24 protein-coding genes are annotated in these 24,988 nt (G+C 69.7%); 12 read left to right on the forward strand and 12 right to left on the reverse strand.

The features are described from left to right. Positions 1-41: 41 nt before the first annotated feature. From C7H75_RS00410 to C7H75_RS00420, 3 genes are read right to left on the reverse strand one after another with little or no spacing between them, the layout of a single operon-like run. Positions 42-1,673: an ABC transporter permease gene (locus C7H75_RS00410; protein ID WP_106850791.1), complete on the reverse strand. Its 1,632-nt coding sequence runs from the start codon at positions 1,671-1,673 to the stop codon at positions 42-44. Continuing rightward, positions 1,670-2,569: an ABC transporter ATP-binding protein gene (locus C7H75_RS00415; protein ID WP_106850792.1), complete on the reverse strand. Its 900-nt coding sequence runs from the start codon at positions 2,567-2,569 to the stop codon at positions 1,670-1,672. Before C7H75_RS00415 ends, C7H75_RS00410 begins: the two co-directional genes overlap by 4 nt. Next, positions 2,566-3,216 carry a TetR/AcrR family transcriptional regulator gene (locus C7H75_RS00420; protein WP_005516462.1) on the reverse strand — a complete coding sequence of 217 codons (651 nt, stop codon included), beginning with the start codon at positions 3,214-3,216 and terminating at the stop codon, positions 2,566-2,568. The genes C7H75_RS00415 and C7H75_RS00420 overlap by 4 nt, the downstream gene beginning before the upstream one ends. Positions 3,217-3,632: 416 nt before the next feature. On the opposite strand from C7H75_RS00420, the gene C7H75_RS00425 reads away from it, so the two are divergent. The 8 genes from C7H75_RS00425 (at position 3,633) to C7H75_RS00460 (ending at position 13,627) form a co-directional block, all read left to right on the forward strand. Next, positions 3,633-4,157: a hypothetical protein gene (locus C7H75_RS00425; RefSeq protein WP_106850793.1), complete on the forward strand. Its 525-nt coding sequence runs from the start codon at positions 3,633-3,635 to the stop codon at positions 4,155-4,157. Positions 4,158-4,198: 41 nt separating this feature from the next. Further along, positions 4,199-5,215, forward strand: a complete 1,017-nt coding sequence (locus tag C7H75_RS00430; protein ID WP_106850794.1) for a hypothetical protein — start codon at positions 4,199-4,201, stop codon at positions 5,213-5,215. A 79-nt stretch (positions 5,216-5,294) separates the two neighbouring features. Beyond that, complete coding sequence (locus tag C7H75_RS00435) at positions 5,295-6,890, forward strand: succinic semialdehyde dehydrogenase (RefSeq protein WP_258013573.1); 1,596 nt, start codon at positions 5,295-5,297, stop codon at positions 6,888-6,890. A 105-nt stretch (positions 6,891-6,995) separates the two neighbouring features. Next, positions 6,996-7,652 (forward strand): response regulator transcription factor, encoded by a 657-nt coding sequence (locus tag C7H75_RS00440; protein ID WP_233281832.1) that lies wholly within the window; start codon positions 6,996-6,998, stop codon positions 7,650-7,652. Further along, complete coding sequence (locus C7H75_RS00445; protein WP_106850795.1) at positions 7,649-9,391, forward strand: sensor histidine kinase; 1,743 nt, start codon at positions 7,649-7,651, stop codon at positions 9,389-9,391. Before C7H75_RS00440 ends, C7H75_RS00445 begins: the two co-directional genes overlap by 4 nt. A gap of 171 nt (positions 9,392-9,562) precedes the next feature. Further along, positions 9,563-10,240: a GAP family protein gene (locus C7H75_RS00450; protein ID WP_022593290.1), complete on the forward strand. Its 678-nt coding sequence runs from the start codon at positions 9,563-9,565 to the stop codon at positions 10,238-10,240. A 26-nt stretch (positions 10,241-10,266) separates the two neighbouring features. Beyond that, positions 10,267-11,823: a carboxylesterase/lipase family protein gene (locus C7H75_RS00455; RefSeq protein WP_084848257.1), complete on the forward strand. Its 1,557-nt coding sequence runs from the start codon at positions 10,267-10,269 to the stop codon at positions 11,821-11,823. Positions 11,824-11,971: 148 nt separating this feature from the next. Continuing rightward, positions 11,972-13,627, forward strand: coding sequence for a DHA2 family efflux MFS transporter permease subunit (locus tag C7H75_RS00460; RefSeq protein WP_022593292.1), 1,656 nt, complete (start codon positions 11,972-11,974; stop codon positions 13,625-13,627). 59 nt (positions 13,628-13,686) lie between these two features. Here the strand turns inward: C7H75_RS00460 and C7H75_RS25600 are convergent, their stop codons facing one another. From C7H75_RS25600 to mmsB, 5 genes are all read right to left on the reverse strand, one after another. Next, positions 13,687-13,884 carry a hypothetical protein gene (locus tag C7H75_RS25600; protein WP_022593293.1) on the reverse strand — a complete coding sequence of 66 codons (198 nt, stop codon included), beginning with the start codon at positions 13,882-13,884 and terminating at the stop codon, positions 13,687-13,689. Then, the gene (locus C7H75_RS00465; protein ID WP_022593294.1) at positions 13,884-14,321 is read right to left on the reverse strand and encodes an SPW repeat protein; all 438 of its coding nucleotides are present in this window, start codon (positions 14,319-14,321) and stop codon (positions 13,884-13,886) included. Before C7H75_RS00465 ends, C7H75_RS25600 begins: the two co-directional genes overlap by 1 nt. A 155-nt stretch (positions 14,322-14,476) precedes the next feature. After that, a complete protein-coding gene (gene mmsA / locus C7H75_RS00470) occupies positions 14,477-15,955 on the reverse strand; it encodes a CoA-acylating methylmalonate-semialdehyde dehydrogenase (RefSeq protein WP_022593295.1) in 1,479 nt (492 codons plus the stop codon). A gap of 32 nt (positions 15,956-15,987) precedes the next feature. Then, complete coding sequence (locus C7H75_RS00475) at positions 15,988-17,358, reverse strand: MFS transporter (RefSeq protein ID WP_084848256.1); 1,371 nt, start codon at positions 17,356-17,358, stop codon at positions 15,988-15,990. Beyond that, positions 17,355-18,326, reverse strand: coding sequence for a 3-hydroxyisobutyrate dehydrogenase (gene mmsB / locus C7H75_RS00480; protein ID WP_084848255.1), 972 nt, complete (start codon positions 18,324-18,326; stop codon positions 17,355-17,357). Before mmsB ends, C7H75_RS00475 begins: the two co-directional genes overlap by 4 nt. A gap of 83 nt (positions 18,327-18,409) precedes the next feature. Between mmsB and C7H75_RS00485 the strand changes: the two genes are divergently transcribed. Beyond that, positions 18,410-19,306 carry a LysR family transcriptional regulator gene (locus tag C7H75_RS00485; RefSeq protein WP_106850796.1) on the forward strand — a complete coding sequence of 299 codons (897 nt, stop codon included), beginning with the start codon at positions 18,410-18,412 and terminating at the stop codon, positions 19,304-19,306. Positions 19,307-19,315: 9 nt separating this feature from the next. Here C7H75_RS00485 and C7H75_RS00490 read toward each other — a convergent pair whose 3' ends face one another. Beyond that, complete coding sequence (locus tag C7H75_RS00490; protein ID WP_005516446.1) at positions 19,316-20,176, reverse strand: SDR family NAD(P)-dependent oxidoreductase; 861 nt, start codon at positions 20,174-20,176, stop codon at positions 19,316-19,318. A gap of 285 nt (positions 20,177-20,461) precedes the next feature. Here C7H75_RS00490 and C7H75_RS00495 point away from each other — a divergent pair, with 285 nt between their 5' ends. The 3 genes from C7H75_RS00495 (at position 20,462) to C7H75_RS00505 (ending at position 22,816) form a co-directional block, all read left to right on the forward strand. After that, positions 20,462-20,992: a hypothetical protein gene (locus C7H75_RS00495; RefSeq protein WP_005516445.1), complete on the forward strand. Its 531-nt coding sequence runs from the start codon at positions 20,462-20,464 to the stop codon at positions 20,990-20,992. Between the two features lie 64 nt (positions 20,993-21,056). Further along, positions 21,057-22,052, forward strand: a complete 996-nt coding sequence (locus C7H75_RS00500; protein ID WP_106850797.1) for a COG1361 family protein — start codon at positions 21,057-21,059, stop codon at positions 22,050-22,052. Positions 22,053-22,069: 17 nt separating this feature from the next. Then, on the forward strand, positions 22,070-22,816 hold the full coding sequence (locus C7H75_RS00505) for a hypothetical protein (RefSeq protein ID WP_233281834.1): 747 nt from the start codon (positions 22,070-22,072) through the stop codon (positions 22,814-22,816). 7 nt (positions 22,817-22,823) lie between these two features. Here C7H75_RS00505 and C7H75_RS00510 read toward each other — a convergent pair whose 3' ends face one another. Genes C7H75_RS00510 through C7H75_RS00520 form a run of 3 tightly spaced genes read right to left on the reverse strand, consistent with a single transcriptional unit; the run spans position 22,824 to position 24,983 of the window. Continuing rightward, complete coding sequence (locus C7H75_RS00510) at positions 22,824-23,768, reverse strand: CopD family protein (protein WP_013414447.1); 945 nt, start codon at positions 23,766-23,768, stop codon at positions 22,824-22,826. 16 nt (positions 23,769-23,784) lie between these two features. After that, complete coding sequence (locus C7H75_RS00515) at positions 23,785-24,333, reverse strand: copper resistance CopC family protein (protein WP_013414448.1); 549 nt, start codon at positions 24,331-24,333, stop codon at positions 23,785-23,787. Beyond that, the gene (locus C7H75_RS00520; RefSeq protein WP_106850799.1) at positions 24,330-24,983 is read right to left on the reverse strand and encodes a YcnI family copper-binding membrane protein; all 654 of its coding nucleotides are present in this window, start codon (positions 24,981-24,983) and stop codon (positions 24,330-24,332) included. The genes C7H75_RS00515 and C7H75_RS00520 overlap by 4 nt, the downstream gene beginning before the upstream one ends. Positions 24,984-24,988 lie beyond the last annotated feature (5 nt).

Consider the following 24,988-nt stretch of genomic DNA (forward strand, 5'->3'; position numbering starts at 1 on the left):
CCGTTCGCGGGGCTGGTCGGGAGGGATCACATGACGGGGGCTCAACGCAGGTCCCGCCGGCGCAGTGCCGCGAGCCCGACGGCCAGCAGTGCCGCCGCGATCCCCAGCAGCCACAGGATCGGCGCCGCCTGGAACTCGGCGCCCGGCAGCCGCGGCAGGTGCAGGAACGGGACGAGATCGAGCAGCGGCTGTGGCAGGTCCGCGACCATCCCGAACACGTAGAGCGTCATCATCGCCGCGAACACACCCCACGCGGCGGGGGCGAAGCGCGGTACGAGGCCGAACATCGCGACGGTGATGCCGGTCAGCACCCACACCCCCGGCAGCTGCACCAGTGCGGCGGCGAGGATGCGGGGCACCTGACCGCCGACGTCGCCGATCGACGCGCCGTACGCGAGTCCGGCCGCGAGCCCGGCGACTGTGAGCGCGACGGCCGGCCCGGCGAGCGCGAACACGACGTGGCTCGTCGCCCAGCGCACGCGGGAGATCGCCGCGGCCAGCACCGACTCGGCGCGGCCCGTCTCCTCCTCGTCGTGCAGCTGCAGGGTCGCGGAAACGGAGTAGGCGCCGGCGACGAGCCCGAAGATGGTGAACCCCAGCGCGATGAACGAGTCCTCGATCGCCTGTGTGCCACCGAGCCGGGCGAGCGCCTGGAGGACCGTCTCGCTGCTGCCGAGCTGGTCGCTGACGCCGTGGGCGGCACCACCGATCACGAGTGCGAACATCGCCAGCCCCACCGTCCACGCGACGAGCGGCCCGCGCTGTGTGTGCCACGCCAGTCCGACCGGCCCGGACAGCGACGGTGGTGACGTCGCCGGACCGGGCCGTTCCGCGATGAGGCCCGCGCCGAGGTCGCGGCGGGCGAGCGTTCGGTACGCGACGGCGGCGAACACGACAGCGGTGACGGCCGGCAGCAGCAGCACCCACCAGCGTTCGTCCGCGTAGGGGCGCACCTGCTGCGACCACCCGATCGGCGACAGCCACGACAGTGTTCCCGATCCGGCGTCACCGACGGCGCGCAGCAGGAAGGCGACCGCGAGTACCCCGAACGAGATGCCCCGAGCGAGACGGGCCGACGTACTCACCTGCGCCGCAACGGCCGCGACGCCGGCGAAGACGGTCCCGACACCGAGCACGGCGGCACCGAACGCGACCGCCCCGGTTCCGCCGAGCCCGATCGCCGCCAGCCCGACGGCAGCGACGACCGCGCTGACGACGGCTCCGGACCCGGCCACCAGAAGCGCCGCCGTCAGTCCCGCGTATCGCCCCACCGCCGTCGAGTCGAGCAGCTCGGTGCGTCCGGTCTCCTCCTCGGTCCTCGTGTGCCGCACGACCGTGAGGATCACGGCGACGGCCAGGAAGGTGAACAGGTAGCCGGCACGCCACGTCGTCAACGCGCCCACACTGGACCCGAAGATCGGACCCACCAGGGCGATCTCGGATTTCAGTGTGGCCGTCGAGGCCGCGAAGGCGTCGAGCTGACTCTGGGTGGTGTACAGACCCATGATCGCCTTGCCGTAGACGGTCGGGAGCAGTCCGATGACGACGGCCCACAGCGGCAGGACGATTCGGTCGCGCCGCAGCGCCAGGCGCACCAGGGCGGCGGTGCCGGTGAACGGGGACCCGACCGGTACGGCCGCGTCGGCGACCGCCGGCGTCGCGGTGGTGGTCATACCCGCACCTCCTCCGAGAGTTCGTAGTGCCGCAGGAACAGCTCCTCGAGCGTCGGCGGGGTGCTGACCAGGCTCCGGACGCCGATGTCGCCCAGCGTGCGAATGAGCATGCCGAGGCTGTCGGCATCCACCTGGCAGTGCAGTTTCCGGCCGTCGAAGCGGATGTCCTCGACACCTGGGATCCGGCTCAGATCGCCTGCGTTGCCGAGGAGTTCGGCTGTGATGGAGGTTCGGCTCAGATGCCGCATGGACGCGATGGACCCGCTCTCCACCGCTCGCCCGCCCCGGATGATGGTGACCTTCTCGCACAGCGCATCCACTTCGGACAGGATGTGGCTCGACAGCAATACGGTCACACCGCGGGCACGGGCCTCAGCGATACAGTCGCGGAACACCTTCTCCATCAACGGGTCCAGGCCGGACGTGGGTTCGTCGAGCAGGAGCAGCCGGGCGTGCGACGAGAACGCCGAGATCACCGCCACCTTCTGCCGGTTGCCCTTCGAGTACGACCGCGCTTTCTTGCGGGGGTCGAGGTCGAACTGCTCGATCAGATCGGCCCGACGTGCGGCGTCGAGTCCGCCGCGCATCCGCGCCAGCAGGTCGATGATCTCGCCACCCGTCAGCGACGGCCACAGCGTGACATCGCCGGGCACGTAGGCGACCTCGCGGTGCAGGGACACGGCGTCGCGCCACGCATCGCGCCCGAACAGCGTCGCGGTGCCGCTGTTCGCCCGCAGCATGCCGAGCAGCACCCGGATCGTCGTGGACTTGCCGGCGCCGTTGGGGCCGAGGAACCCGTGGACCTCACCCTCGCCCACGGTCAGGTCCAGGCCGTCGAGGGCCCGGGTGGTGCCGAACGTCTTCTGCAACTGGGCGACTTCGATGATCGTGGTCATGCCGGCTCCTCCGAGGTTGCGTGGTGGGTGTAGGCGTCGAGCATCGAGGAATCGGTGAACAGCCCGTCGGTGTAGAGCTCGAGGGCGGGGAGCATGATCTCGTCGGTCATCTCCCGGATCGCACCGGCGACGTCCACCGAACCGTCTGGAGCCGTGTGCATCTGGAGATACAGCAGTGTCGAGCCGAGGCTGTTCATCGCGAGGTACCGGGCGCGCGCGGTGGGGGTGCGACTCGGCCGGACCCGACCTTCGTCGACAGCCGCCTCGAGGTAGCCCTCGACACCGGCCACCATGTGCTCGAACAGGGACGCGGCGAGGTGGCCGCCGGCCTGGAACGACCGGACGAGATAGGCGACCAAGGGTGCGTACCGCTCGATTTCGCCGAGCGCCGCCAGCATCCGCGCCGGGCCGCTCGCAGTGAGCACCTCACGCTTCTCGGTGACGATGACGTCGAGGACGTGCGCGTCGCACACCGCCCGTAGCCCCTGCTTGGAACCGAAGTGGTGGTTGACCAGGCCGGGGGACACACCGGCCGCGGTGGCGACGGCGCGGACACCCGCATCGAACCCCTGCGCTCCGAATACCCGGATCGCCGCGTCGCGGATGCGCGCACGGGTGTTGAGGTCCCGATCCGCCGGCACAGCCATCGCTGAACACATGTTCAAAGCATTGCTCGCCCGTTCAGGGCCCGGCAAGGTGCCCGACCCGGTCTTGACAGGATCTTGACGGCCCACCGAGGCAACGGTTTCGACCCTGTCGAACGCTCGTGCGCTGGCCGTCCCGGGTGACATGGGCAGGTGGAGGAGGGCGGCGCGATCTTCCCGCATTCCGCGGTCGGTGGTTCTCGCGTCTTCGATCCGACGGTCGCCGACCGGCAAGGCCGACCACCGCTGGGCCGAGGAGATCGTGTCGGCGGGCTGAACGAGCACTGCCCCGCGTCCGGCGCGGAGTTGCACACGAATCTGGACAAGCGTCCGAATGTTTGTTGAAATGGGGCGCTTCGCGTGCAACGTGACCACCGTCTCGTTTGCCCGGGGTCCGTAATCCTCATCGAAGGGCGAGCATGCGCAAGGCGACAGCGGTGTTCGGCGCCGCAGCCGTGGTGTCGGCGGTAGTCGTGCCGGGATCGGTCGCCGGTACGGCCATGGCCGCGACCGACGGTGCCACCGACGTCACGTTCACGGTCGGGGGTCAGGAAGGGCCTCTCGAACTGTTCGTTCCGAGAAGCGCTCCCATGCTCTGGGCGAACGGACAGGACGACGTCACCGGCACGGTGGCCGTGTCCGGCGTCCGGGACCGGCGCAGCGGCACGGGCCGATCGGTCACCGTGTCCGCCTCGATCTCGAACGTCACCAACGGGACCACGACCATCCCGAGGTCCGCCGTGACCTACACGGCGACCGGCGGAACCATGGGATTCGTGAGCACCGGCCCACAGTCGCTGGACTCGATCAAACCCGTGGTGGGGATCGCCCGCCACAACTGGCCCGACGTCACGTTCCTGTGGACGCCCTCGCTCTGGATCGACGTCTCCGACGGCGTGACGCTCGGCAACTACAGCGCGACCCTGACCCACTCCGCGGTGTAGTCCGCGTCCCGCCACCATCGGCATCTCACGAAAGCGTGTCCATGCGTCCTCTGTTGCGGAACCTCCTTGCCCTGCTGGCCCTGATCGCGTCGTTCACGGCGGCGTCGACGACGGTCGTCCACGCCGAAACCGGGTCGGGCGGGATCGGTATCGGGCTGGTGAACCCGCCGTCCGACCCGGCCTTTCCGAACTGGGAAACCGAGATCGTCGGCACTCTCGCCCCGGGCAGTGGACTGCAGCGAACGGTGCGGGTCGTGAACGGCGACTCGACGACTCGAACAGTGGACGTCAACGTCGGTGCGGCCTGGATGCGAAGCGGCGTCTACACGATCGGGGAACCCGGCAGTACCAACCGGCTCACGTCGTGGACCGGTCTGGACAAGCAGCGAGTCACACTGGCACCCGGCGCGGGAGCCGACGTGAAGGTGACCGTCAACATCCCGGCGGACGCACCCACCGGGGACCGCTACGCGACGGTGTGGGCGCAACCTGCCGCCCCCGGCGGTGGCGGGGTGGTGTCGACGTCGCGCGTCGGCGTCCGCATGGACGTCCGGGTGGGGCCCGGCGCCGGAACGACCGCGGACTTCACGATCGACGGTCTGACCGCCGAACGCGACGCCGCCGGCCAGGCGGTGGTCGTCGCCGACGTCCGCAACACCGGTGGCTGGGCCACCGAGGTCGGCGGCGAACTCACGCTGACCGAGGGGCCCGCCGGCAGGACCCTCGGGCCGCTGTACGCCGACGAGGTGGTCGTCGCCGCCGGAGCCGGCGCGAAGGTGCGATTCCGCATCCCGGACAGCGCCGAACTACCGGCCGGGCCGTGGCGCGCGCACGTCGCGCTCGAGAGCGGTGCGGTCGAGCGCGAACACGACGGGGAGATCACCTTCCCGGCGCCGGATTCCGGCGGCAACGGCTCGCTCGGCAGCCTCGGATCTTCCGGCGCGGGATCGTCGAGCTCCCCGCTGATGTGGGTCGGTATCGCGGGCGCTGCCGCGGCGGCCATCGGAGCGATCGGGTGGACCGTGCTGCAGCAGCAGAACCCGCCGGGGGTTCGCTGAGCTTCGGTGTGCCGGGCCCGCTCGGCGAGAACGTGGATCGCGCACCGATTCCTGTGACGATGGCCACGGACGGGGTAGGTTGTGTGTAACTCGAAATCTACTCACCAGTAGGAGTACGAAGATGCCCGCTCCGTCTGCGGCGACGTTCGCCCGCCTCGCCGCTCTCATCGCCATCCCGGATGCCGCGGACCGCCCGACGCGCCCGGTGGTCGAAGCGTTCACCGGGCGTGAGCTCGCGACCGTCCCGGTCGGTACCGCGGCCGACGCGCTCGCCGCGATCGAGCGGGCCCGAGTCGCCCAGAAGGCGTGGGAGAAGCGGTCCCCGGTCGAGCGGGCCGAGGTGTTCCTCCGCTACCGCGACCTGGTTCTCGAGCACAAGGACGCGCTGATGGACATGGCGCAGGCCGAGACCGGCAAGTCCCGCGCGTCGGCACAGGAGGAGGTCCTCGACATCGCGATGACCTCCCGGTACTACGCGCGCCTCGCGCCGAAGCTGCTGCGCCCCAAGCGGGTCCAGGGCATGCTGCCGGGGCTGACCAAGACCGTCGTCCGGCACCACGCGAAGGGCGTCGTCGGCGTCATCTCGCCGTGGAACTACCCGATGACGCTCGCGGTGTCCGATGCGATCGCCGCGCTGCTCGCGGGTAACGCCGTGGTGATCAAGCCGGACAGCCAGACGCCGTACTGTGCGCTCGCGTGTGCCGAGCTACTGTACCAAGCAGGTCTGCCCCGGGAGCTGTTCGCGGTGGTGCCCGGTCCCGGTTCCGTCGTCGGCACCGCGCTCGTCGAGAACACCGACTACCTGATGTTCACCGGATCCACCGCGACCGGACGCCTGCTCGCCGAGCAGGCCGGCCGGCGGCTGATCGGCTTCTCGGCCGAACTGGGCGGCAAGAACCCGATGATCGTCGCGAAGGGCGCGGACCTGCGCGAGGTCACCGATGCCGCCGTCCGCGCGTGCTTCTCGAACTCCGGCCAGCTGTGCATCTCCGTCGAGCGGATCTACGTCGAGGAGGCGATCGCCCCCGAGTTCATCCGCCAGTTCGGCGAACGCGTCCGGAACATGACCCTGGCCCCCGGCTACGAGTTCGGCATCGAGATGGGCAGCCTGGTGTCCGAGGACCAGGTCAAGACCGTGTCGGGACACGTCGACGACGCAGTGGCCAAGGGTGCCACCGTCGTCGCCGGCGGCAAGGCGCGGCCGGACCTCGGGCCGCTGTTCTACGAGCCCACGGTGCTCACCGGGGTCACGCCCGAGATGGAGTGCTACGCGAACGAGACGTTCGGGCCACTGGTGTCGATCTACCCGGTCGCCGACGTCGAGGAGGCCATCGCGCGCGCCAACGACACCGACTACGGGCTCAACGCGAGCGTGTGGGCGGGCAGCCACGCCGAGGGCGAGGCCATCGCGGCCCGCGTCATGGCGGGCACCGTCAACGTCGACGAGGGCTACGGCCCCACCTGGGGCAGCACCGCCGCCCCGATGGGCGGCATGGGGGTGTCGGGCGTCGGCCGCCGCCACGGCGCCGAGGGTCTGCTCAAGTACACGGAGGCGCAGACCGTCGCGACCACCAGGGTGGTCAATCTCGGCGGTCCGCGGTGGCTGCCGGCCAAGGTCTGGGCCAAGCTGCTGCCGCCCTTCATCAAGGCCATGAAGTACGTGCCGGGACGCTGACCCGTCCGCCGATCGGCCGAGCCCGCCCGCGTGGTCTCGGCCGATCGTTCGTTAGCCACGCGCACTACCTTCTGCGCGGAGATTCGACCCATTAGTCTCTTTCCTGTGAAAGAAGCTGCGTGGGTGCGTCGGGCGCTGGTGGTCGAGGACCAGCCGCTCATGCGCTCGCTCGTGGCCGACGCGCTGCGGCACGCGGGATTCGAGGTCCACGACCGCCCGTCCGCGGCGACCGATCTCGCCGATCTCGACGAGATCGACCCGGACGTCCTGGTCACCGACATCGACCTCGGGTCGCGGCCCAACGGCATGGAGATGGCGACCATCGTGCATGCGCGGGCGCCGCACTGCGCGACGGTGTTCCTCACGAACTATCCGCGGGCGAGCATCGCACCGGGCGAGGGCGTTCCGGCGGGCTCGGTGTTCCTCGACAAGGTGGCGCTCGAGTCCGTCGAGCAACTCGTGGCGGCGGTGGAATCCGCATTGGCGGAGAAGCCGCTGCCGCCTCGGCACCTTCCCGACGGCCCGGATGCCGCCCTCGGTCACCTCACCCGGACCCAACTCGATGTGCTGCGCTGTATCGCGCTCGGATGGTCCAACGCCGAGATCGCCCGGCGCCGGGCGTCGAGTCTGCGCAGCGTCGAGAAGATGGTGACCCGCACCTTCGACGCGCTGGGGGTCAACCACAACCCCGACATCAACCCGCGGGTCGCGGCAGCGCAGTTGTACGTCCGCCGCTTCGGATTGCCGGCGGAGTCCGATTGATTCGTCGGTTTCCGTGGCTGGCGCGCATCGGCGGCAGCTCCGCCGTCACCCGCTGGTCGTGGATTCTGACCGCCCCGTTCGCCGTCACGGTGATGGGCAGCTACATCACCGCCCGCAGCCCCCGGGACTGGCCGACCTACTTCGGTGTCGCGGTCATGGTGCACCTGATCATGGGTCTCGCTCTGCTGGTCGCGTGGCTCACGGTGTTACGTCCGGACCGTCCCCGGCACCGCCCGGTCGTCTCCCTGATCGTGTTCGCGGCGCTGGGGGCGTGCCGGCCGTTCCTGCTCGACGCGCTGTTGGTGTTCAACGGTTTCGCCACCGACGACCGGTCGCTCTGGGCCAGGCTCTTCATCAACATGACCACCGCGGTGGTGGCGCTCTCGCTGATCGCGATCCTCGTCGACTCCGTGCGGGAGCACGACGCCACGATGCGGCGGTTGCGGGCTGCTCGCACGGCGCTCGACGAGCAGCGGCGCGTCGACGAGGAGTACCTGGCCGGATTGGGGCGCCGCTACGCCGACGATCTGGCGGCGCAGATCGATTCGGCGCTCGCCGCGACCGACAGGGCCGGCATCGACTCCGCGAGCGGCGCGCGTCTACTGCGCGGCATCTCGGAGGAGATCGTCCGGCCCATGAGCCACGCGCTGTTCGACGACGTCACGCCGCCGCCGCGGCCCAGCGTCGCGCTGCCGGTGTTGACCCTGCGCGAACGTCTGCACGGAGTACTGCAGGCGGTGCGCCCGGCCCCACTCGTGCTGCCGGTGCTCCTGTACACCGCGGTCGTCCTGACGTATCTGGTCACGAGTTACGGCGTGCGTGAAACCGTCCTGCAGGTCGCGGCCGGGCTGGTCGTGTGCGTGTCGGGTAGCTGGGTCGTGGCGAAGGTGGCGGTGCGGATCGGGAACGCGGCCGCGCGGACCGGGTTTCTCGCGGCCGCGTACAGCGCCGTCGGCGCCGTCACCGCGGTGGCGTTCTGGCTGATCCTCGGCGGCGTCGGGTTCCCCCCGGCGTTCGTCGTGCCGGGTATCGCGTTCTATCCGTTCGCCGCGCTCGCGATGTGCCTGATCCGGGCCGCCAACGAGCAACGCGCGCTGGAGGAGCAGCAACTCGCCACGGCGCTCGCGGAACAGAGTCACCTGTCGGCGGAGGTGCACGGACGGGTGGTGGCGGCCCGTCGCCGGCTCGCTCACGTCCTGCACTCCTCGGTGCAGGGCGAATTGGTGGCCGCGGCCCTCACGATGCACGGCGCGGCCACGCCGGCACCGATGCGTCCGGCCGATCGTCGTTCGGTGGAGGGAACCGTCTCGGAGATCCTCGGCCGGGTACTCCGAGAGGTGGCCGACGAGAAGTCACGTCCGCGGATCCCCACCTCCGACGCCCGACAGCAGATCACCGAGCTGGTGGGGATGTGGTCGGCCGCGGTACCGGTCCGCAGCGACATCGATCCCGACGTCTGGCCGTTGCTGTCGGCGAGCCCGGTACGCCTCGAGCATGCGATCGACGTCCTGTCCGAGGGCTTCACCAATGCGATACGGCACGGAACCGGCGGGACCCTGTCTCTGACGATGGTCGTCGATCCGCGGACATCGTTGATCTGCATCGGAATTCGCTCGCCGGGACGGATCTCCCGCGACGGCTCGGACGGGGTGGGCCTCACCGCTCTGGCAGCGAAGGTCGGCACGGCCGAACTGGTGCAGGAGCACGACTCGGTGCTTCTCTCCGTGCGCTTGGACTGACCACCTCTCGGGTGGTGTGCCCGCCGTCACGGCGTGATGTCGCAATACCCGAACGTCCGCCGCGACCGCCGAATCGGCGCTCCTAGTGTTCCCCTCGGATGCCGGCCGGGACCGACCGACGAGCTGACGGACAGCTCCCGCATCCCGAGCGTCGAAGGGACGTGAGCCGAGATGGGACACACAGCGGGACAGATCATTCCACTCGCACTGGGCATGGTCGTCAGCCCTATCCCGGTGGCCGCCCTGATCGCGATCCTGCTGTCCGCGCGGGCCAGGACGAACGCGTTCGCCTTCACTGCCGCCGCCGTGGCGGCCTCGGCCGTCGTCGTCGGTATCACCGCCGCGACGACCAGGACGAGTGCCGCGCACGCGGGCCGTGCCGCCCACCCCACCCAGCTGATCTTCGCCACGTTGTTCGGGCTTACCTTCGTGGTGCTGGCCGTCCTCACCTGGCGGGGGCGCCCCCGGAACGGCGCGCCCGCCGTGATGCCGACGTGGATGGCGCAGATCGACACGATGGGACCCGGCCGCGCCGCGGTGCTCAGCCTGCTGCTGACCGTGCCGAACGCCAAGAACCTGCCACTCGAACTCAAGGCCGGAGCCCTCATCGCGGAAGGGCATCTGCCGCCGAGTCACGCCGCCGCACTGACGGCACTCTTCGCCGTCCTCGGCGGCACCGCTCTGATCGTCCTGGCCGTCCTCGCCGCCGTTCCCTCGAAGCGGGTCACCGCGGCGCTGGGTGTGGTCAAGGAGGAGTTGATCCAGCACAACGCGGCCATCATGACCGTGCTGTTCGTCCTGCTTGCGGGACTGCAGGTCTCGCACATCGTCACCGCGCTCACCGCGTGAGCGCACCGAACCGAAGGAGGAGAGACATGACTTACGCTGCCCCCCGAACCGATACGGCCATCATCCAGACCACCTACGGGCCGGTGCGTGGCACCCACTGCGGGCCGGTCGCGGTGTGGAAGGGGATCCGCTACGCGGCCGCCCCGACCGGTGATCGTCGCTTCCGCGCTCCGGTGCCCCCGCAGCCGTGGGCCGAGGTGTTCGACGCCGACCGATTCGGACCGGTGGGCCCGCAGAGCGCGATGCCGGGAATGTCACTCGGCGACGACGTTCGGCAGGACGAGGACTGCCTGTCGCTCAACGTGTGGGCCCCCGACGCCGGCGCGACGAAGAAGCCGGTGATGGTGTGGATCCACGGCGGAGCGTACTTCCGCGGTGCGTCGAGTCAGCCGGTGTACGACGGACGGGCGCTGGCCGAGGCGGGAGACGTCGTCGTCGTGACGATCAACTACCGACTGGGTGCCTTCGGCTTCGTCGACTTCTCGTCGCTGAGCAGCGACCGTCACCGGTTCGACACCAACGTCGCGATGCAGGACATGATCGCCGCCCTGCGCTGGGTGCAGGCGAACATCGCGGCCTTCGGTGGCGACCCGGACTGTGTCACCGTGTTCGGTGAGTCGGCCGGCGGCGGCGCGGTCACCACCTTGTTGACGATGCCGTCGGCGCGGGGACTGTTCCACCGCGCGATCGCCGAGAGCTCACCGGCCACGTCGGTGTACAACCAGGAGAGGGCCGCGCACGTGGCGCAGTTGTTCCTGGAGATCCTCGGCGGCGCAGACGATCCCGTCGATCGTCTGCTCACCGCGAGCACCGACGAGTTGCTCGCCGCGTCGGACGAGCTGTTCTCACGCATCCCCACCGACACCCCCGGGACACTCGCGTTCGGGCCGGTGGTGGACGGCACGCTGATACCGGACTACCCGGTCAACGCGTACTGGAACGGCACCGCGCTGCGAGTCCCGTTGCTGATCGGTACGAACAAGGACGAGGCCTCACTGTTCAAACTGATGAAGTCGCCGCTGATGCCGCTCGACCCGGACGTCATCCGCGGCATGTTCGCCGAGATCGCCGCCGAGCACCCGGACGTCGAGTTTCCCGATCAGGCCCGCATCGAGTCGGCGTACTCGGGACTGGCCACCAGGAACGACGCGATGGGCCTGACCCGCGACTTCGGATTCCGATTGCCGACGCTGTGGATCGTGGAGGCGCACAGCCGCTACGCCCCCACGTGGCTGTACCGTTTCGACTACGCGACCCCGATGCTGAAGGCACTGAAGATCGGTGCCACACACGCGACCGAACTGCCCTACGTGTTCGGAAACATCGCCCACGGTCCCCGGGAGATCACCTATCTTCTGGGCGGATTGTCCACGGCACGAAGGGTGTCGGAGCGGATGCAGCACCGTTGGTTGGCCTTCGCCGAGGCCGGGACCCCACTCGGGCTCGAAGGCGAGCCCGAGTGGCGGGCCTACGACCGCGACGGCCGCTCGACCCTGGTGATCGACAAGCACGACACGGTGGTTGCCGATCTCGACGGACCGCTGCGCGCGGCGTGGGGGGAGCAGGTCATCGCGTTCGCGTGAACACCCTGCGCGGTGGGCGTCGAAAAAATCGTTCGAAAGTTTGAAATGACCGAATCTGCAACGGATTTACCCGTCGGGGCAGCGTCGGCTCTGGTGGAATCGCGGTAGCGTCGTATCGAGACGCGCCACCGGGAGAAAGGCGCACACCATGACCGTGGAATCGCTCGAGGACGAACCGCGGGTAGGCCGCCGGGAGTGGATAGGGCTCGGCGTCCTCGCCGCCGGTCTGTCGCTCATCGTCGTCGACGGCACCATCGTCAACGTCTCGCTCCCGGTGATCATCGACGAACTGGGTCTCGACCTCACCGACGCCCAGTGGATCAACAGCATCTACTCGGTGGTGTTCGCAGCACTGCTGCTCACGGCCGGCCGCCTCGGCGACCGGCTGGGCCGCCGGATGCTCTTCGTCGCCGGTGTCGTCGTGTTCATCGGCGGCAGCCTGATGGCGGCGGCGTCGGAGTCCTCGACGGCGCTGATCGTCGCCCGCGTCGTGCAGGGCGTCGGCGGCGCGCTGGTGCTGCCGTGCACGCTGTCGACGGTCAACGCCACGTTCCGCGGACGCGACCGGGCCATCGCGTTCGGAGTGTGGGGCGCGGTCATCTCCGGCATGGCGGCCGTGGGCCCGCTGCTCGGCGGCTGGCTCACGACGTCGTTCACGTGGCCGTGGATCTTCCTGGTGAACGTGCCGATCGGCATCCTCGTCATCATCGGCGCGTTTCTCACGGTCCCCGAGACCCGGGCGAAGATCACCGTGCCCGGACTCGATGTGGTGGGTCTGCTGCTGAGCGCAATCGGTTTCGGCGCGTTGATCTTCGCGCTCATCGAGGGCCAGACCATCGGCTGGTGGAAGCCCATCGCGGATCTCCACGTGTTCGGGGCGACGTGGCCGTCGACGGCGCCGATCTCGGCCACCCCGGTCGTCGCCGCCGTCGGCGTCGTCGCACTCGTCGGATTCGTCCTGTGGGAGCGGCACCGGGCGCGGATCCGGTACTCCGCCATCCTCGATCTGGGGCTCTTCCGGTTCCACACCTTCAGCTGGGGCAACTGCACCGCGATGGCGGTCGCGATCGGCGAGTTCGGTCTGCTGCTGGTGCTACCGCTGTTCCTCGTCAACGCGTACGGGCTCAGTACACTGGGCGCCGGCTACGTGCTCGCGGTGATGGCGCTCGGCGCGTTCGCGTCCGGAGCGGCCGCGCGTCACGTCACCGCCCGCTTCGGTGCCCCGCGCACCGTGATGCTCGGTCTGGCACTCGAGGTGGTCGGCGTCCTGGCGTTCGCGCTGTACCTGCGGCCGTCGTCGGCGGCGTGGCTGCTGGCGCTGCTGCTCGCGATCTACGGCCTCGGGCTGGGGCTCGCGTCGGCGCAGCTCACCGGCACGGTTCTCGTCGACATCCCGACGTCGGAGTCCGGCCAGGGATCGGCGACGCAGAGCACGGTCCGTCAGCTGGGCGCCGCGCTGGGCACTGCGATCCTGGGGACCGTGCTCTCGCTCGGGCTCGCGCACGCCCTCACCGACCGCCTCGAACCGGTGGCGCTGCCGCCGCAGGTGGAGTCGGGACTCGTCGACAGCACCCGTGACTCGGCCGGCGGCACCATCCCACCGATCCGGGAGCAGGGCGACCACGGCAGGCTCGGCCCGGCCGGACCCGAGACCGCCGACGCGCTGTCCGAGGGCTTCGCCGACGCCACCCGCTGGTCGCTGTTCGTCGCGGCCGGATTCCTCGCCGTCGGACTCGCAACCGCCACCCGACTGCAGCACCGACGCCCGGAGGACGACGACGCAGCGGCCACCGCCCCGGCGTAGGCGGCGCGTCGGACAGGCGCCCAGCGGCGAGCGCCGGACGTGGCTGCGGGCGGGAAAGGTCACTCGTCGGTGGGCGGGAGGATCTGCCACAGCAGCATGGTGGCGGCGACACCGAGCGCGCACGCCACCCCGAACGCCGCCGCCAGCAGGAACGATCCTGTCAGCGACAGCGTCACCGCGATGACCAGTACCGCCAGCACCGCGACCCCGACGGTCTGGATCGCCCGCACCGGCCGTCGACCGGGGTGTTCGTGCACTACCTGTGGTTACCGCGCCGGGTCATCGCCATCGCCATCCCCGCCGCGCCCAGCACGACGACCACGGCACCGACGACGACGTTCGACAGGATCATCCCCGTACTCGTGCTCACGCCGGAGACGAGCCACGGCGACACGATCAGCCACACCCCCAGAAGCGGTGCGACGAAAGCGATCCCGTGCGTGCGGCCGTACGTGGTCGCGTACCCGGCGGCCAGCAGTGCCACCGCGAGACCACAGATGAGATTGCTCATCATGAGCGACGTCTGCCCGCTGAATCCGACGATCCACGACGACGCCGCCGCGTAGAGACCGGCCAGCACCATCAACCCCTCCGCAACCTGGAGGGCCGGACCTCCGCCGAGTTCGTCGTAGCTGTTGCGGAGCGCGACGATGTCCGGGTGGGTTTCCATCGACATGTTCGGTGTGATCGACATGGCGAATCATCTCCTCGGCCTGTTCGACCTGTGTCCTTTCGACACTAATTGCCCGGCCGGGCGGCGTACAGGGCCTGTCCGGATCGCCCGGCGGAACGACCGGAGCGGGCGACGCCCCGACGGCCGCCGCCCGCTCCGGTGCGCTGTCGCGCCAATCAGTTCGGGCGGAAACCGAAGTCCGTGCCCGCGACGCTGTCCCAACGTGACGTCACGTACTTCGGACGCGTGTAGAAGCTCCACGATGCGTTGTTCAGGCCGGTGTCGCCGTAGGCGGAGTCCTTCCAGCCCTGGACGGCATACGCCGCCACGGGGACGGGGATGGCGACGTTGATGCCGACCATGCCCGCGGACGCCCGGCGTTCGAACTCGTTGGCCGCGGCCCCGTCCCTGGTGAAGATCGATGCCCCGTTGCCGTAGCGGTGATTCGCGATCAGTGCGAGACCGTCGTTCAGCGAGTCCACCCGCATCACCACGAGTACCGGGCCGAACAACTCGTCCTGGTACGCGGGCGAGGACACGTCGACGTCGGCCAGCACGGTCGGCCCGATGAAGTATCCGCCTTCGTATCCGGCCACGACCTCGGTGCTGCGGTCGACCACCGCCCGGGCACCGGCCGCGACCGCCTCCTTGACGGCGGCCTGGATGCGCTGCTGCGACTGGCGGTTGATCACGGGACCGACCTCGGTGTCCGGGGCATTGCCGGCGCCGAGGCGCACCTGCTGGGCGCGGCCGACGAGCTTGTCGAGCAGGGGCTCGGCGGTGTCGCCGACGACCACCGCCACCGAGATCGCCATGCACCGCTGGCCGGCGGCGCCGAAGCAGGCGGAGGTGAGCTGGTCGGCGACGACGTCCAGGTCGGCGTCGGGCATCACGATCATGTGATTCTTCGCGCCGCCGAAGGCCTGCACGCGTTTGCCCGCGGCCGCGGCCCGCGAGTAGACGATGTGCGCCACCTTGCTCGAACCCACGAACGACACCGCCTCGGTGTCGGGCGAATCGATCAGCTGCTCCACGGTGTCCTGCCGACCGTGCACGACGTTGAGCACGCCGTCCGGCAGACCGGCCTCCCGGAACAGCTCGGCGATACGCAGGCAGACGCCGGGATCCTGCTCGCTCGGCTTCCAGACGAAGGTGTTACCCGCCGCCAGGGCCACCGACACCATCATCATGCCCATCATCGCGGGGAAGTTGAACGGTGTGATGCCCACGCAGACACCCAGGGGATGCAGCACCGACTTGGTGTCGATGTTCGGACCGGTCTGCAGCGACGTGCCGCCGCGGGCCAGTGCCGGTCCACCACAAGCGAGTTCGACGGAGTCAGCCGCTCGTGAGATCTCGCCGGCGGCGTCGTCGAGGGTCTTGCCGTGCTCCTCGGTGATCATCGCAGCGAGCTCGGAACGGTTGGCCAAGAGCAGTTCACGGAACCGGTACAGCACGTGGGCCCGCTTGGACAGGGGCGTGGCGGCCCAGCCGTCGAAGGCGCTCGCGGCAGCGGCGATCGCTGCGTCCACCGTGGCTGCGTCCGCCATGGGCACGGTGGCGACCGGCTGGTCGGTGGCCGGGTCGAGCACATCGATGGTGTCGGAGCCGCCCGCGACGGGGGCGCCGTTGATCCAGTGGGGGATGGTGCGCATGGGTGATGAACCTTTCAGGGGTAGAGCAGAATTCACAGGGAAGTGCCGAAGCGGGCGCGGTGTTCGTCGTCGAGCGCGGCCAGCGAGGTGCCCTTGGTCTCGCGCATGAACAGGACCGCGACGATCGAGATCAGTCCGGCGACCGCGACGTAGATCGCGATCGGAACCCAACTGTCGAAGGTGCGCAACAGCATCGTGGCGATCACCGGGGCGAGGGACCCGGCGAAGATCGCGGTGACCTGTGCGCCGAGGGAAACACCAATGTAGCGCATGTGCGTGGGGAACATCTCCGAGAGGAGCGCCGGCTGCGGTGCGTACATGACGGCGTGGATGATCAGGCCCACCGTGATCGCGCACAGGATGAGCGCGTCGGACTTGGTGTCCATCAACGGGAATGCCACGAAGCAGTACACCGTGGCCAGAGTCGCGCCGGCGAGGTAGACGGGGCGGCGGCCCACCTTGTCGGACATCCAGCCGAACACGAGGATCATCGCGGCGTGAACGATGTGCGAGATCAGCATCAGAGTCAGGATGGTGGAGGTGTCGACGTCGAGCTGCACCTTCAGGTACGTCAGCGAGAAGGTGACGACCATGTAGTAGAGGATGTTCTCGATCACCCGGGCGCCCATCGCGGTGAGCACCTCGCGGGGGCGTGCCTGGAAGACGCGTTTGATCGCCTTCCACGTGCTCTCCGCCTGCGGCTGCTCCTCGGCGGCGTCCTTGAAGATCGGTGAGTCCTCCACCTTGGTACGGATGAACCAGCCGATCAGAACGATGAAGGCGGAGAAGAAGAACGCCACACGCCAACCCCACGAAAGGAAGGCGGCCTCGGGAAGCGCGAAGGACAGCACCAGGAGCACCACGGTCGCCAGGACGTTGCCGAGTGGCGCGCCGACCTGCGGGAAACTGGCCCAGAACCCACGCTTGTCGTCGGGGCTCTGCTCGGCGACGAGCAGCACGGCGCCGCCCCACTCGCCTCCGATCGCGATGCCCTGCATGAAGCGGAGCACCACGAGGATGATCGGTGCCGCATAACCGATCTGGTCGAAACTCGGGATCGCGCCGATCAGGAAGGTCGAGACACCGATGACCAGAAGCGAGACCTGCAGCAACTTCTTGCGGCCGAACTTGTCGCCGTAGTGCCCGAAGATGATGCCGCCGATCGGACGGGCGACGAAGCCGATCGCGTAGGTCAGCAGAGCGGCGATCACACCGTCGAGCGGATTGCCGGTCGCCTTGAAGAACACGTCGCCGAAGACGAGCGCGGCCGCCATGCCGTAGAGGAAGAACTCGTACCACTCGGCGACCGTCCCGGCCATGGAGGCCGCGACGATCCGGTGGAAGCCGGCGGGGGTCTTCTGCTTGGGCGTCTCGGGAGCCGGGTCGGTCAACCGTGCGGTCACCGGACCCCCTCCCGGGCAGGCTCGATCTCGATCGTGCCGTCGACGAGGCGGATCAGGGCCGAGAAGTCGAGGCCGCCGAAACCGTTGTCGGCGAGCAGGTCCAGTCGTCGGGCGACCTCCGCGGTTGCCGAGGCGTCGATCCCGTGCGAGGCCGCCGCGTCGAGCGCGAGGCCGAGATCCTTGCGCATCAGGGTGACGGCGAAGCCGCCCGTGAAATCCCTGCTGGACGGTGCGGACTCCACGGCGCCGCCGACGGGGTAGTAGCTGCGCAGCGCCCAGCTGTCGCCGGTGGAGACACCGGCGATCTCGATGACCGTCTTCGGTGCGATACCCAGACGTTGTGCCAGTGCCGCGGCTTCACAGGTGCTCTGCATGTTCGCGGCCAGCATCATGTTGTTGAGCATCTTGGCGCTCTGGCCCGCGCCGAGGTCGCCGGCGTGGAAGACGCGCGTGCCCATGGCCTGCAGGAGTGGGCGAGCCTCGTCGAGGTCCGCTTCCGCGCCGCCCACCATGAACGTCAGCGTCGCGTTCGCGGCGCCGGCGGTGCCACCGGAGACCGGGGCGTCCAGGAAGCGACGACCGGTCGCGGCCACGGCCGCGGCGATGTCGACGGCCTGGGCGGTGGCAATCGTCGAGGAGTCGATCACCAGCGCGGCCGGAGCGGCGACGGCGAGGGCGCCGGAGTCGAGCAGGGCTGCACGCACGTGGTCGCCCTTGGGCAGCATGGTGATCAGGACGTCGGCGTCCGCTGCGACGTCGACGGGCGAATCGGTGGTGGGGATGCCGTGGGCTGCCGCGTCGTCGCGGGCGGCGGACGACAGGTCGAAACCGACCAGTTCGAACCCCGCACTGTGCAGATTTGCAGCCATCGGCAACCCCATGTTGCCCAGGCCGATCCAACCGATCTTCATGGTGGTGCCCTTCCGTCCAATGTCGAGCTGTAGGTGTCTACGTCGACCGTGGGACAAGAGTGAGCTAGATTACAGCGCCGGAAAAGGCCCTATTCGACACACAAGCTGTGCAGCAATGCACAGGCGAGCCGGGAGTCAATATGCGTGCGGACGATCTCGTGGTGCTGCTGGAAATCGCCCGGTGCGGCTCGCTCGTCGGGGCCGCGTCCGCCCTCGGGCTCAACCACGCGACGGTGTCGCGGCGGATGTCCGCGCTGGAGGCGGAACTGCACGCGCCGGTCCTGGCGCGGGGCGTCCAGGGATGCGAACTGACCGACCTGGGTCATCGGTTGCTGAGGTCGTGTGAGCAGATCGAATCGGCGCTGACCGATGTGCGCGATCTGGCCAGCATCACGCCCCGCGAACGGGAACTCTCCGGGCTCGTGCGGATCGCCACGACGGAGGCCTTCGGTTCGTACTTCATCGCGCCGCTGATGGCCGACCTGCATCGCATCAACTCCGACCTTCTCGTGGAGATCGTCACCCAGACACGGCTCAGCGCGTTCGGGGCCGGCGCCGACATCGAGATCGGAGTGGGCGAGCCGGTCTTCGGGCGACCGGGCGCCGAGAAACTGACGGACTATCGGCTGGGCCTGTACGCATCCGACGCGTATCGGGCCGAACGCGGCATGCCGACGTCGCTCGAGGACCTGGAGGGGCATTCGCTCGTCTACTACATCGAGGGCCTGCTCCGGGTGGAGGACCTCGATGTACTGACGAAGCTCACCGGCAACCACAAGGTCACCTTCGGCTCGACCAGTGTTCAGGCGCAGACCGCGGCGACACTGGCCGGTGCCGGGATCGGACTGCTGCCCGCGTTCGTGGCCGAGCGTGAGCCGACGCTCCAGCGAGTGCTGCCGTCGGACGTCGCCATCACCCTCGAGTTCTCGGCGTGCCTGGCGCCGAGACGGCTGCGCCGACCCGCGGCGGCCACGGTGCTGCAAGCGATCCGGGAGATGGTGGCCGACAGGCAGTCCGAACTGATGCCGCAGTGGTGAGCGGGCCGGTCAGCCGCCCGACGCGAACCTCCGGTGCCGGGCGGCGTCGGCGCGCTCGGTGCTGATCGCGTCGATCAACCGGGTCAGACGTCCCAACGTCGGGCCCATCCGCCGCGGCCGGTGGACGATCGCGTCGCAGACGACCCGGCCCGCCTCCTCGGGGCTGAGCGCCGCGGCCTTCAGGTACTGATTGTTCGGGGCGACCATCGCGGTCCGCACCAGCGGCATGTAGATCGACGTGAACGTGACGTTCTCACTGAGCGTTTCGGCCTGGAAGCTGGCGCACACCTCGTCGAGCGCGGCCTTCGACGCCACGTACGCGCTGTAGCCGGGTCCGCCGAACAGGTTCGCGGCCGACAGCACGTTGATCACCTGCCCGTAGCGACGCTCCCGCATCCCCGGCAGTACGGCCAGCATCAGGCGCACCGCAGCGAAGTAGTTGAGCCGCATGGTCCGTTCGAAGTCGTGTGCCCGGTCGTAGGACTGGTCGAGTGGCCGCCGGATCGAGCGGCCCGCGTTGTTGACGAGAATGTCCACGCCGGCGTGCTCGTCCAGGATCCGAGCGATCGTCGCATCGGTCGCGTCGGCGTCGTTGAGGTTGCACGGGTAGGCGAACGCCTTCCCACCGTGGGCCTCGATGGTTCGGACGACCTCGTCGAGTTCGGCCTCGCGACGGGCGAGGAGCAGCACCGTCGCACCGGCCGCACCGAGATCGATCGCGGCGGCCCGGCCGATCCCCGACGACGCCCCGGTGACCAGGACCCGGCGTCCGGCCACCGCGTCGGCGAGCGAGCCGCGCCGACGGCGCGGAAACGGCCCCCGAGTGTCGAGCGCGTGCTTGGCCCGGAACCACCACCCCGTCGAAGTCACGATCCCGAATATTAGTGCCGACCTCGGCGCCCCAGCTGCGAAAACGATCAGAGTCGGTGCCCGCCAATGCCATCGCCGGGTGCCGTCCGGGTCGAGAGTCGCGAAAACGGCAAAACAAACAAACGTTCCGGGTACCGTCCGAGCCGAGCAAAATAATTCGATTCCCCTACTGGACACTTGACCAACTGTCGAGTATCAATAGTCGACCCCCGAATCGGGCCGTTTGGTTCTGTTCGGTAACGGGCTGCTGTCTGTTCCACCCGAACATCCCCCCGAAGAGGAAACATGCGCAAAGTAACGCTTCTCGCCGCCGGCTTGGTCGCTGCCGCCGGTCTCGTCGTCCCGGCCACCGCCGCGAACGCCGCCAACGACGCCAGCACCACCGTCAATTTCTCCATCCTCGGAACCGAGGGTGGTGGCCTGTCCGTCACTGTCGCCGGTGGGCTCGGCACCGTCACGCCTACGGCCGGTAAGGCCAGCGGTCTGTTGACCCTGGTTTCCGTGAGTGACAGCCGTAACCAGGCGCCGCGCGGGTGGGTTGCCAGCGCATCCTCGACGGACTTCGTCGGCACCAACGAGACCATCCCGAAGAGCGCGGTCACCTACTCGGCCTCGTCACCCGCGGGCAAGGTCGGTGGGGGCACGCTCGCGTCGACCGGAGAGCAGACCCTCGACTCTCCCAAGACCGTCGTCAGCCGGACGGGCCTGACGTGGCCGTTGGAGGTCGCGACGTGGAGCCCGACCCTGACCGTCAACTACCCGGACGGCGCCTCCATCGGCAGCTACACGGGCACCATCACCATTTCGGTCGCCTAGAGCTCGGTACCCATCGGCCGGGGACGCTTCCTGCGTCTCCGGCCGTTCGGCCAGAAAGTGATCCATGCGTTCCCTCCTCGCGTTCCTCGTGGCCGTCATCGCGGCCGTCAGTGTGCCCGCGCCGGCTCTTGCTGCCCCGGATCAGGCCACCCCCGACGGATCGATCGGCGTGCGCCTGCTCGACGCGCCGGTCGCGCTGAAGGACGATCCTCGGGCACTGCGCTACATCGTCGACAACCTCCCGCCGGGCACCACTGTCACCCGACATGTGATGGTGTCCAACGACACCGGCGCGCCCGCGCAGATCGACGTCTACGCCGGTGCCGCACGAGTCGCGGACGGGACATTCGCGCTGGGGGAGCCGGGCGAGACGAACGCACTCTCGTCATGGATTTCCGTCGACCGGCCCACGGTCGACCTAGCCGACGGCGAACAGGCCGAGGTGGCCGTGACGATCGCCGTGCCGCAGGATGCGCCGGAGGTCGAGCAGTACGCCGTGATCTGGGCGTCCCACAAGGCGCCGGCGTCGAACGGCATCACCAACGAATCACGCGTCGGGGTGCGGGTCTACCTGTCGGTGGGGCCGGGCAACGGTCCGCCCGCCGACTTCACGATCTCCAGCCTGACGCCGCGTCGCACGGCCGACGGGCTCGCGTCCGTCGTCGCCTCGGTCACCAACACGGGCGGACGAGCGGTCGATCTTGCCGGGACCCTGAACCTTTCGGGCGGCCCCGGGGGACTGTCCGCCGGCCCCATCGACAGTGCGGTCGCCACCATCGCGCCCGGGGAGGACGGCGAGGTCGTCATCGCCGTACCCGACAGTGTCGCGTTGCCCGCCGGTCCGTGGAAGGCCGACGTCAAGCTCGAGAGCGGCATCATCAAGCACGACACGTCGGCGACGCTCACCTTTCCCGACAAGGGTGACGGCGAGTCGGTCGGCGCGTCCGACTCGACGTCGTGGCCGCTGATCGCCGGGATCGTGGTGGCGGTGCTCGCCGTCGCCGGAGTCGGCGGCTACCTGGTGGTGCGGAAGCGTCGCCCGTCGGGATCGGAGCAGTAGCCGTGTGGCGCAACACGATGCCGCGAGGCCTCCGTCTGTCCCTGGCCGCTGTCGGGGCCCTGGTCGTCGTCGGCGCGCCCACCGCGACGGCAGCGCCGTCCGATGGGGCGAACGAGGTGACGACGACGGTAGCGCCGACGACCACGACGGTAGCGCCCACCACGACGGCCGCGCCGACGACCACTCGCGAGCGCTACGTGTCCCGGCGGGACTCCGAAGAAGGCACGTCGACGACCACGACGGCCGCGCCCCCCACGACGACCACCACAACGACTGCGGCCGAGGAACCGTCGATCCCGACGACGAGCACGATCACGCCGACACCGCCGAGCGGCGCCGGAAAGCTCGCGGCAGCAGCCGCCCGGTCAGGCCTGTCCATCACCGTGTTCGGACAATGGGCGACCATCGTTCCCGGTGCGCAGAGCGCGAACGGAACCCTGACGCTCATTTCCGTCTCGGACAACGCTCTCGGCTCGGATAAATCGTGGGTCGCGACTGCGTCGTCGACCGACTTCGTCGGGCCTTACGGCACGATCCCGAAGAGCGCCGTCACCTACGAGCCGACCGCTGTTGCAGGCAAAACTCTGGGAGGGACTCTGAGTGTGCAGGGGCCGCAGAGCCTCGGCACACCACAGACAGTCGTTGAACGCACGGGCTTGGACTGGCTCGAGACGATTACGTGGACCCCAAGGCTCCGCGTCAACTACCCCGACGGCGCCGCGGTCGGTTCCTACACCGGAACGATCACGATCTCGGTCGCCTGATCGCAGGTCAGGCGGTGGTCGCGAGAGCCGCGGCCAGCCCGAATGCGACTGCCATCGTGGCCGATTCGCCGACGGCTCGACGCAGTGACGCGTCGGCGTCGATCCGGTGTGCGGCCGCCGGGCCCACCCACGTGCGGCGCAGCCACCACCCGGCGGCGAGCAGCCCGGCCAGCGCGACGACCTTCGCGAGGACCACGCGGCCGTAGCCGGTGGTGACCAGCGGAGCGATGCCGCCGAGCCGGACCGCCGCGTTGATCAGGCCCGTTGCGGCGAGGACCCACACACACCGCCACGCGATGGTCGAGTAGCGGGGGAGCAGGGACGCCCACGCGCCGCGTGAGCGGGCCGTGAGGGCCAGGGCGGTGAGCATCCCGAACCACGTGGCCGCCGCGAGGACGTGCGCGGCGTCGAGCAGCGAGCCGAGGGTCTGCTGCGACATGTGCCCGCCGATCGGGCGGGCGATCAGCGCCAGGCCTGTCAGCGCGAGTACCGGCGCGGCCGGCCACGGCAGGCTGCGGCGGTAGGCGACGGCCGCGATCAGCGTCACCAGTGCCGTGCAGGCCACGGTGACGGCACCGAGACGTCCGGCCCCGACGACGCGGACGAAGTCGACGACGGTGCCCGGCGCCACCGCGAAGTGCGACCGCCCCTCGGTCTCGGCGGCCTCGAGAACCACCAGTACGCACTCGGCGATCGTCCAGGCGCCCGCGACGGCTGCCAATGTCCGCCACAGCAGTCCGGCGTCGAGCGCGGGGCGACGCTCGTCCCGCTGCAGCCACTGCCACGCGGCCAGCCCGAACACGGTGGCTCCCAGCCCGACGGCCAGCACCCGCACCGCGGCGGTGGGGGACGGGCCGTCGGGGGTGGCGAGCAGCCACGCGAGCGCCACCCCGGCCAGCGCGGTGGGGACGGCGAACAGCAGCCGGCCCCGGCCGATGTTCGCCGTCCTCATCGGGGTACCGCTCGGCTCAGTTCTCGCCGCGCGGCTTGCGCAGCGCGAACCACAGGCCGCCGCCGAACACCACCACGGCGACACCGACGATGACCCAGATGATCATGTTCGAGTCGGAGTCGCCGTCACTGCTGCTCGACGCGTCCTGACCGCCCGCCTTGGGGCCGGGGACGCCGGTGCCCTCCTGCGTCAACGTGAACACGCGGGTGCCGCTCACCGGATGGCCGTCGGCCGAGGTCACGCGGAACGCGATCGTGTACTCGCCCACCGGGCCGAGGCCCTCGAGTGGGACGCTGGCGGTGTCACCCTGGATCGTCGGGTCGCCCTTGGACCACAGGTTGCCGTCGGGGCCGACGACGGTGAGGGACGCGAACTTCTCCTGCAAGGCCTCGTTGAACTGGAGGCTGACCCGCTGGGGCGCGGTCGCGATCTGGGCGCCGTTGTCGGGGGTGCTGGCGATCACCGCGGAGTGCGCGGACGCCGTGCCGGCGCCGAGCAGCGTTGCGAGCATCGCAACGAAACCGACGGCGACGACGCGGAAACGTCGGATCAGGTGCGGGCTCATGAGCGGCGCCCCCGCAGCGTCGCGCCGATGCCCAGGGCGGCGCCCAACGCACCGAGCACCAGGCCGATGCCGCCGAGCCAGCGGGCGGTGGTGTCGGTGGTGTTGGTGGTCTCGTCGACCGAGACCGTCGCGTCCACGGTGCCGTGGCCGTCGCCGCTGCCCGCCGCAAGCGTCAGCGACGGAGCCGGCTTGTCGGGTTCGGATCCGTCCGGGCCGGGCTTCTGGTCCCACTGCACGACGTTGCCGTCGCTGTAGGTCTGGGTGGCCGGGAACTCGACGGCCTCCTGCTCGGGCAGCGGGCCCGCGGAGAGCACGAACTGCTGGAACTGGCCGGGGCCGACGCTCACGCCGGGGTCGGCCGTCCACGTCACGGACGTCGCGACGCCGGATGGGTCCTTCTGCACGGCGGACGTCCAGCCGGGCATGGGCTCGGTGCGCGCCGACTTCAGGCCCGGCAACTGCACGGTGAGTGCGGTGGTGCCGGCGGTGTCGGACTCGGTGGGGACGCGGAAGGTGAGGACGGAGTAGCCGCCCTGCTCGGCGCCGGGGGCGGCGACCGAGACGTGCGCGGAGGCCACGCCGGTCGCGAGCAGCAGCGCGCTGCCGGCGGCGCCCACCGTGAGGAGGACGCGCGTGATGGTCTTCTTCATCTGGT

Source organism: Rhodococcus (subgen. Prescottella) equi, from assembly GCF_003013675.1.
GTDB classification, from domain to species: Bacteria; Actinomycetota; Actinomycetes; order Mycobacteriales; family Mycobacteriaceae; genus Prescottella; species Prescottella equi.